Origin of the sequence: Burkholderia sp. BCC1998 (assembly GCF_905339875.1) — a bacterium.
Classification (GTDB): Bacteria; Pseudomonadota; Gammaproteobacteria; order Burkholderiales; family Burkholderiaceae; genus Burkholderia.
Map to the genome: position 1 here is coordinate 1 of NZ_CAJPHE010000050.1, position 8795 is coordinate 8795.

At 56.3% G+C, this 8795-nt stretch carries 10 protein-coding genes; all 10 read left to right on the forward strand.

The window, feature by feature from the left end; all coding sequences use genetic code 11:
• The first annotated feature begins 203 nt into the window (after positions 1 to 203).
• The 10 genes from U5A56_RS36460 (at position 204) to U5A56_RS36505 (ending at position 8638) form a co-directional block, all read left to right on the forward strand.
• Positions 204 to 1373: an acetyl-CoA acetyltransferase gene (locus U5A56_RS36460; protein ID WP_257776103.1), complete on the forward strand. Its 1170-nt coding sequence runs from the start codon at positions 204 to 206 to the stop codon at positions 1371 to 1373.
• Positions 1370 to 3007, forward strand: a complete 1638-nt coding sequence (locus U5A56_RS36465) for an acyl-CoA synthetase (RefSeq protein ID WP_257776104.1) — start codon at positions 1370 to 1372, stop codon at positions 3005 to 3007. The genes U5A56_RS36460 and U5A56_RS36465 overlap by 4 nt, the downstream gene beginning before the upstream one ends.
• A gap of 379 nt (positions 3008 to 3386) precedes the next feature.
• Positions 3387 to 3866: a PCC domain-containing protein gene (locus tag U5A56_RS36470; RefSeq protein ID WP_257776105.1), complete on the forward strand. Its 480-nt coding sequence runs from the start codon at positions 3387 to 3389 to the stop codon at positions 3864 to 3866.
• Positions 3867 to 4257: 391 nt separating this feature from the next.
• Positions 4258 to 5061 carry an SDR family NAD(P)-dependent oxidoreductase gene (locus U5A56_RS36475; RefSeq protein ID WP_257776106.1) on the forward strand — a complete coding sequence of 268 codons (804 nt, stop codon included), beginning with the start codon at positions 4258 to 4260 and terminating at the stop codon, positions 5059 to 5061.
• A gap of 139 nt (positions 5062 to 5200) precedes the next feature.
• Positions 5201 to 5461 (forward strand): thiamine pyrophosphate-dependent enzyme, encoded by a 261-nt coding sequence (locus U5A56_RS36480; RefSeq protein ID WP_308237858.1) that lies wholly within the window; start codon positions 5201 to 5203, stop codon positions 5459 to 5461.
• Entirely contained in the window at positions 5437 to 5844 is a 408-nt protein-coding gene (locus U5A56_RS36485) for a thiamine pyrophosphate-dependent enzyme (protein ID WP_308237857.1), read from the forward strand. Before U5A56_RS36480 ends, U5A56_RS36485 begins: the two co-directional genes overlap by 25 nt.
• A gap of 50 nt (positions 5845 to 5894) precedes the next feature.
• Positions 5895 to 6122: a hypothetical protein gene (locus U5A56_RS36490; protein ID WP_257776108.1), complete on the forward strand. Its 228-nt coding sequence runs from the start codon at positions 5895 to 5897 to the stop codon at positions 6120 to 6122.
• Positions 6062 to 6331, forward strand: coding sequence for a transketolase C-terminal domain-containing protein (locus tag U5A56_RS36495; RefSeq protein WP_257776109.1), 270 nt, complete (start codon positions 6062 to 6064; stop codon positions 6329 to 6331). Before U5A56_RS36490 ends, U5A56_RS36495 begins: the two co-directional genes overlap by 61 nt.
• A gap of 29 nt (positions 6332 to 6360) precedes the next feature.
• Positions 6361 to 7377, forward strand: a complete 1017-nt coding sequence (gene ilvC / locus U5A56_RS36500) for a ketol-acid reductoisomerase (RefSeq protein WP_124665596.1) — start codon at positions 6361 to 6363, stop codon at positions 7375 to 7377.
• Positions 7378 to 7822: 445 nt separating this feature from the next.
• Entirely contained in the window at positions 7823 to 8638 is an 816-nt protein-coding gene (locus tag U5A56_RS36505; protein WP_257776107.1) for an SDR family NAD(P)-dependent oxidoreductase, read from the forward strand.
• Positions 8639 to 8795 lie beyond the last annotated feature (157 nt).

An 8795-nucleotide genomic window follows, 5' to 3' on the forward strand; every position in this document is an offset into this window, starting at 1 on the left:
CGATATGTGGATCGCCTCTAGCAAATGGTCTTGATTGGTGGGTCCAAATATCGGACCAGTATCTATACTTATTTGCGTGAAAGCATTTAAGCACCTAAACTTGCGTTGTCAAATAAAGGTTTGTACCATCGAGACGCAGGTCCGAAATGCGGACCAACTAATAACAAAGTTGGTATTCGGTTTGTTCATCAGGAGATTGGTTCATGGCTAAACGTGCCGTTATTGTTGGCTGGGCTCATACGGAGTTCGGCAAGCTCGACGATGCAGACGTCGAGTCGCTGATTGCTCGCGTATCTACAGCTGCGCTTGACCATGCCCAGGTTGCGCCATCGGAAGTTGACGCCATCACGGTAGGCGTCTTCAACAACGGGCTGACGCCGCAGGGATTCGAGGGAGGGCTCGTCGCGCTTGGTAACGCGGGACTGCGCTTCACTCCGGCGCTTCACGTGGAAAATGCGTGCGCGACCGGGACTGCCGCGATCTACAGTGCGGCGGACTTCATCGAGAGCGGTCGTGGCAGGATTGCGCTCGCCATTGGCGCAGAGAAGATGACCGCCGTCTCCTCACGTGACATCCCGGGGATCTTGCTCAGTGGGTGCTATCGCAAAGAAGAGGACAATCCCGCCGGCTTCGCAGGAATTTTCGGGCGAATCACGCAGGCGTACTTCGACAAGTACGGGAACCACAGTGAAGAGCTGGCGATGATTGCCGCGAAGAACCATGCGAACGCATTGGAGAATCCGTTTGCACATGTCCGCAAGGATCTCGGTTTCGATTTCTGTAATGAGGTATCGGAGCGCAATCCGCTGGTTGCTGGTCCGCTGCGCCGTACCGACTGTTCGATGGTTTCGGATGGTGCTGCCGCAGTGGTCCTTGCGGACGAAGAGACGGCGGCAACTCTGCGCCGGGCGATTGGCTTCAGGGCGCGTGTGCAGGTGAACGATTTTATGCCGCTGTCGCGACGTGATCCGACAGCATTTGAAGGTGCGCGCCACGCGTGGCGAAAGGCCTTGGCGGGTGCCGGTGCAGATCTAAGTGATCTTAGCCTGGTGGAGACGCATGACTGCTTTACGACTGCCGAAATGATCGAATACGAGGCTATGGGGTTGGCACCAGCCGGACAGGGATGGCGGGTGATCAGGGAGGGCACGACAAGAAAAGACGGCCGGCTTCCCGTCAATGTTTCGGGTGGCCTCAAGGCTCGCGGACATCCGCTCGGCGCGACAGGAGTTTCGCAACACGTCATGGCAGCGATGCAACTGGTCGGTGAGGCGGGTGGTATGCAGTTGCCCAATGCAAATCTGGCTGGCGTATTCAACATGGGTGGGGCTGCGGTGGCAAACTACGTTTCGATCATGGAGCGCACGCGATGACTGCCGTTTTTCAAACGCCGACGTCGACCCGGGTGATGAATTTGGCCTATTGGTCGACCCACAATGCGCGCCGGTTGTCTGACCACGTCGCCTTTGTCTGGGGCGATAAATCTTGGACCTGGGCTGAGTTTGACGCACGCGTGAGTGCCTTTGCGGCTGCCCTCGCCGAACGTGGTGTCGGTCCGGGATGCACCGTTCTCGTCCACTCAAAAAACAGCAACGAAATGTTCGAGTCGATGTTCGCGACGTTCCGACTCGGAGCGATCTGGGTTCCGACGAACTTTCGACTGATGCCCGACGAGGTTGTCTATATCGCGAGCAAGGCTAAGAGCCAGGTTTTCTTGTGTCAAAGCGACTTCCCTGAATACGCCGCTGCTGTTTGCAAGGCGCAGCCAAGGACGCAGGTAATTTGGCTCACGGGCGCTGAGTTGCCGCGTGATGGCGGCCTCCGTGCTGCTGAGTTAGTCGAAGCAGGACTCGGTTGTACTGTGCCGAATGCCGCTGTGGATCGCGATACCCCATGCTGGTTCCTATTCACCTCGGGCACCACTGGCAAGCCAAAGGCTGCGGTTCTTACCCATGGTCAGATGGCCTTCGTGGTCAACAATCACTTGTCCGACCTGTTGCCGGGAACTGATTACCGCGACGGCTCGCTGGTCGTCGCACCGCTTTCGCACGGAGCCGGGGTGCATCAATTGATCATGGCTTCGCGGGGCGGGAAGACCGTGCTACTACCTTCCGAGAAGTTTTCCGCAGATCAGGCGTTTGAATTGATCGAGAAGTATCGCCTTACGAACATGTTCACGGTTCCGACCATCCTGAAGATGTTGGTAGAACACCCCAGCGTCGATTTGCGCGACCACTCGAGCTTGCGCTACGTCGTGTACGCCGGTGCGCCGATGTACGAGGTCGACAAGAAGCTCGCGCTTGACAAGCTTGGTCCCGTTTTGGTGCAGTACTACGGATTGGGCGAGGTGACGGGCAACATCACTGTCTTGCCTCCGCAGGAACACTGCGGTGAAGGTGCGGTGGCTCGTGCTGGCACGTGTGGATATGAACGTACCGGGATTGAGGTGTCGGTTCAAGACGATGACGGAAATGAACTGGCGTATGGAGAGACTGGCGAGATCTGCGTTGTGGGGCCAGCAGTCTTTCTCGGCTATTACGACGATCCGGCTGCTAATGCGAAGGCGTTTCGTAATGGCTGGTTTCGCACTGGGGACTTGGGGTACATGGACCACGATGGCTATGTGTACCTCACCGGGCGCCACTCGGATATGTATATTTCTGGCGGCTCTAACATCTATCCTCGTGAACTCGAAGAAAAAATTCTTACGCATGAGGACGTTGCCGAAGTCGCCGTTCTCGGGTTACCTGACCATCAGTGGGGGGAGGTTGGCGTCGCGGTATGCGTGTTGCGACCGGGTGCGACTCTGAACGAGGAGCGGCTACTCGACTGGATGTCCACGCGTATAGCGCGCTACAAGATTCCGAAGAGGGTCTATTTTTGGGAAGAGCTCCCTAAGTCGGGCTATGGCAAAGTGCCTAAGCGATTGGTAAAAGATGAACTTGCGCGACGGGGTGTCTCCGTGGAGCTTGAAATCGTGAAGGAGAAAAGTGATGCGTCACATTGAGCATCCGGGACCGGTTGCCCCACAGCGGAGCTGCACGGCTGACTGCGATATCCGGTACGCTCAGGTGAAGCTCCCACCGGGCGAGGCCTTGCTTCCGACGTTGGCCTCTGTTCTTGAGGCTAACCATGTGAAAAGCGCTGTTGCTAGGCTTCACGGTGGAAGCTTTGATCCTTTCGCGTACTGCATGCCGGCCCTTTCGTCTACGCCGAATCACGCTGTGTACTTCAGCGAGCAGTACCGGCCCCAGGGAGTTATCCGACTGGAGTGTGCGTCGGTGACGGTGGGTCAGCGTCAATCACAGCCTTGGCTTCATTGCCACGGTATTTGGTATGACGCCAGTGGCCGGCGACTTGGTGGCCACGTACTCCCGAACGACGCCGTGATTTCCGAGCCGATCGACGCATCGGTATGGTTGCTTGATGGAGCATCGTTCGAAGTTGTCGCCAGCCCAGAAACGGGATTCTCCCTGTTCGAGCCAGTTGCGGATGCTGCCTTTGCGCCTCAGGAGCGTGGGGCGTTCGCCATGTCTGTACGTCCGAACGAGGATTTCTGCACAGCGCTTGAAGCTGAATGTAGAGCGCGTGGGATTACTCGCGCTCGGGTGCGCGGTGGCGTTGGCAGTCTTATTGGTGCGACGTTCGATGACGGTCGCGAAGTGGTTCCCTTCGTGACCGAGGTGTTTATTCGCGAAGGGCTGGTCTCGGCGACCACTGAGGGCGACTTCGCCGCCCAAATCGACGTTTCTCTTGTCGACAATCTTGGTGGGCTAAGTGAGGGGCGTCTCCGGCGGGGTGAAAATCCGGTCCTTGTGACGTTTGAACTGCTGATCGAACCTGTCGAGTTCGCCAAAGCGCAGTGATCGCTATTTGTCAAAAGGAAGCCGTATGCTTGGCGCGGACCATTACTTTCTAGTAGCGACTACTGCAGCGGCAAATTTTTTTCTCTCGGATGGTTGAGCGGGAAGCGCAGAGAACCGTGTGGGTGTCGGCTGAGCTGAGGTCCGTCTTCGCCGCAATAAAAAACGATCGGACTATTTGCCCGCGCTCGGTGCAGTGCGTTGAGGATTCGGTTAGGGCTGGTGCTGTTCCTGCGGTCTGAGGCATGCTCATTGAGCAGGTTAAACGAGATATCCGGCTTTACTCGATTGATCAATCGTTGGTGCGATGATCGAGTTATGCCGATACGCTCGTGGCGTGAGGAATTTCGGCAATGATCGTTTCCAAATTTTAAAAGTATTAAGGAGACAAACCGTGGTTGATCGTCTGAAGAACAAGGTAGCCATAGTGTTCGGTGCGGGAGGTCCGCCAAACGAATGGAGCAATGGCAAGGCAACCGCCGTTGCTTATGCTCGGGAAGGTGCTGCAGTAATTTGTGTCGACCGGATTGCCGAAGCGGCGGAGGACGCCGCACGGGTAATCCAAGCGGAAGGCCATGACGCGATTGCAGTGGTTGCCGATGTGACACAAACCGATGATATCAATAGAGCCGTACAGACCGCAATTCAACACTTCGGTCGTCTGGACATCCTGCACAACAACGTTGGAGTTGCGCCTGCGGGTGGCCCTCTGGAACTCGATGATGCGGCGTTCCAGCGCACCATGGACATCAATGTCGGTTCGATACATCGAACAGTCCGAGCAGTACTACCTTACTTTCTTGAACAGCAAAGCGGCGCTATTGTGAACATCTCGTCGCTGTCGGCAATTCGTTGGAGTGGGTACTCATACTTCGCCTATTACGCTTCTAAAGCCGCAGTGAATCAAGCGACCGTCGCCATTGCTTTGCAGTATGCGGCGCAAGGAATTAGAGCGAATGTGATCATGCCGGGGGTCATCGACACCCCGTTGGTATACAAGCAAATTTCGGCTCAATATTCGTCGATCGAGGAGATGGTCGCGGCACGGAGTAACGCGGTGCCAATGAAGAAGCCTGGTTCGCCGTGGGACATTGCCAACGCGGCTGTGTTCCTCGCCTCTGACGAAGCGCGCTTCATCACGGGTGTTTGCTTGCCTGTCGATGGCGGGCATTCTTGTGTTTTGCCTGGTCTCGTATAAAAAGACTCGATCGCAGAGTGTCTCCCATCCTTCGACGTCGGCATCGCTCCAATGGGCAAATGGCTCTCTGACCTCGGCGAGGTCTCTTCGCCTCTTTCTCCAACCTCACCTTATGGAACTACTTTCCCTGTACCGCAGCATGGCGCGCATTCGCGCATTCGAGCTCGCGGCGGAAGAACTCAGCATTGGCGGTGTTGCCGTCCTTGGTCAGAAAATTGACGAACGCACAAAGATTCGTGGACCTCTGCACGGATCCATTGGTCAGGAGGGCGTTGCGGCTGGTGTTTGCGCCCATCTCGTGCGGGATGATCTTCTGACTAGCAGTCACCGCGGCCATGGCCATACCCTGGCGAAGGGCGCAGACATGAAGAGGATGTGGTCGCGCGTTCCGTTGCATTAGGGGTGCCAGCCGAAAGTGTCGACGGCAACGATGTTGAAGCGGTTTACGAGTTGGCAAAACGCTTAGTAGGAGAAATCCGGGCCGGGGATGGGCCGCGATTAATGCACGCTCTTACGCGGCGAATGCATGGTCACCTCTCTTCAGATGGGCAAGCCTACCGTGACCCCGTCGATATCGAAATTGCGGCTAGAGAGGAGCCGATGCGGCTGGCTAGGAAACGCCTCGTCGAAAAGAGGGTACCTCAGGTTCTTATTGACCGCGTCAACGCGGAGGTTGAACAGGAACTGCAAGAAGCTCTTGATTTTGCGGAGGCTTCGCCTGTGCCGCCGGCTGCTGATGCATTTACAGACGTTCAGACCGTGGGGGCAGGTACATGGTACTGAAGACGATCACGTACGCGGAGGCCGCCCAGCAGGCGCTTCGCGATGCAATGATGCGGGACCCGAGCGTTGTGGTGGTAGGGGAAGACGTCGGGCGCGGTGGAATTTTCCAGCAGTACAAGGGCCTTCAGGCCGAGTTTGGACCGGAACGCATAATCGACGCGCCTATACCGTTCTCTCTCTTGAAGGCATTTCTGCAAGTGTCATTGACTTACGTTCGATTTGGCCATGGGATCGTGAGACAGTACTTGCCGACTGCGCGCGAACGAGAAATTTGTTAGTCGTGCATGAATCCGTGCAGGTTGCGGGATTTGGTGCAGAAGTCGCGGCGACAGCAGCGCAGGCAACAGGCTGCCGCATTGCCCGGATGGGCGCCCCACGTATTCCCGTTGGATATGCACAGTCGCTTGAGGTCGTGTCTCGCATTCAGGCGAGCGATGTGGTCCAAGCAGCGCTCGCTATGTTCGGTATGACCCGCGTTGTGGCATAACTCTAGCAATTACCCGAAAGGAATTTTTCATGAAAGTTTTTTACGACAAGGACGGCGATCTTAGTCTGATCAAGGGGAACACCGTCGCGATCATCGGCTATGGCTCGCAGGGCCATGCCCATGCCCAAAACCTGAATGACAGTGGAGTAAATGTACTGGTCGGTCTGCGCAAGGACGGTGCTTCTTGGCCCAAGGCCGAGAAAGCCGGCCTGAAGGTGGCCGAGATAGCTGAGGCCGTGCAGCAGGCCGACGTCGTCATGATCTTGCTGCCGGACGAGCAAATCGCAACCGTCTACAAAAACGACGTTGCCCCTAACATCAGGGAGGGCGCTTCTCTCGTCTTTGCTCACGGGTTCAACGTTCACTACGGCTTCGTGCAACCGCGTGCCGACCTAGATGTATGGATGGTCGCCCCGAAGGCGCCTGGCCACACGGTACGTAGTACTTATACCCAGGGCGGCGGTGTGCCTCACCTGGTGGCCGTGTATCAGGACAAGAGTGGCAAGGCTCGCGATCTGGCGCTGTCGTATGCGATTGCCAATGGCGGCGGCAAGGCCGGCATCATCGAGACGAACTTCCGTGAAGAGACCGAAACCGACCTGTTTGGCGAGCAGGCCGTGCTGTGCGGCGGTACCGTAGAGTTGATCAAGGCAGGCTTCGAGACGCTGGTCGAAGCGGGCTACGCGCCTGAAATGGCGTACTTCGAGTGCCTGCACGAGCTCAAGCTGATTGTCGACCTGATCTACGAAGGCGGTATCGCTAACATGAACTACTCGATCTCGAACAACGCCGAGTACGGCGAGTACGTGACGGGCCCGCGCGTCGTCACGGAAGAGACAAAGAAGGCGATGAAGCAGTGCCTGGCCGACATCCAGACGGGTGAGTACGCAAAGAGCTTTGTACTCGAGAGTGCCAGCGGCGCAGCTACATTGATGAGTCGACGCCGCTTGAACGCCGAACACCAAATCGAGGTCGTCGGTGAGAAACTGCGCGCAATGATGCCTTGGATTAAAGCCAATAAATTGGTTGACAAAAGCCGTAACTGAGGGATGGGTCGGCGTGTGCGTGTAGTTTGTGGGGCCGTAGCAGAAGCTGCCACTGCCAAAGAGTAACTACATGCGTGCGATTATCTTTGCTGACGCACGGTGCGATCCGCTGAGCAAACTCTTTTAGCAATGAGGACTTCTGGCGTGCACCCACCATTGACGACGTTTTTCGCGTGGACTAAGAGATGTCCATCGAGACCGACGCCGCGGTTGATTTGTCTGGCCCAGCACAGGATGTGTGGTCTCATGTCTAAAGTCGGTCCTCAGTGCGAACGTGAAAAGAGTCCTCGATCGCAAGTTCGCATTGGGGGCCATTCATGCGATAGCCGCTCATTCTACAAATGGAAGTGGAGAGATTGAGATGCCACACTTCTTTTATAAGTCAAAGTGCTAGATCACGTCCAATATCTTTCATAACCCTCGGAAACATAGAAGGAGACAACTGATGAATTCACGGAAATCTTCGCGAGTTGCCCTTGTAACGGGTGCCGCCAGTGGCATTGGCCGGCGAACAGCCGAAAAGCTGGCGCTCGACCAAGGCGCAAGCGTGTACGTTCTCGATAGGGACGCCGAAGCAGCGGCGGCCGTTGTGCGCGGAATCCGATTGGCTGGGGGGCGGGCGGCGAGTTGCGTCTTGGATTTGGCGGTTAGTGCGCGCTTGCACGATGCGCTTGATTCTTTGACCGAGGAGTTTGGTCCGCCGAACATTCTTGTGAACAATGCAGGCATTAGCGCGATGGTTCCGGCGCTTGAGTGTAGTTTGGAGTATTGGCAGACAACGATGGCTGTGAATGTCACCGCTCCTATGCTGTTGATGCAATACGTACTGCCACATATGAGAAAGGCGAATTGGGGAAGGATCGTCAACATCTCTTCTATCAGTGGACTTCGTGCGGGCACTGGTCGAATGGCATATGGCACATCGAAAGCGGCTCTGATTGCAATGACGCAGCAATTTGCCATTGAAGCCGCCCCCTGGGGGGTCACGATTAACTCAGTCGCTCCCGGCCCAGTCGACACACCACTTGCGCTGGCAAACCATAGTGCGGAAACGCGATCTACCTATGAGGGCATGGTCCCAATGCATCGCTATGGAACGCCTGACGAGATCGCCGACGGCATCCTATTCTTGTGCTCGGATCAGGCCAGTTACATCACTGGACATACGTTGCCCATTGACGGTGGCTTTGTCGTCGCTGGCGTGTTGGTCAATAACTTGTACGACAAAGAAGCCCCTGAGTCGAAAGCGAAGAAGCTGTGATACTACGGGTCAGCAATTGACCCACGTCCTTGTCCATGTAACGGGATGGGATTTGGAAAGCGAACGTCACTGGATTGCAGGTGAGCAGCAGTCAAAGGATGCGCGTCGCGCCTTGTATGTAAGCGGCTAGCCAACCCGTCTTGAGTTTGACCGAGGA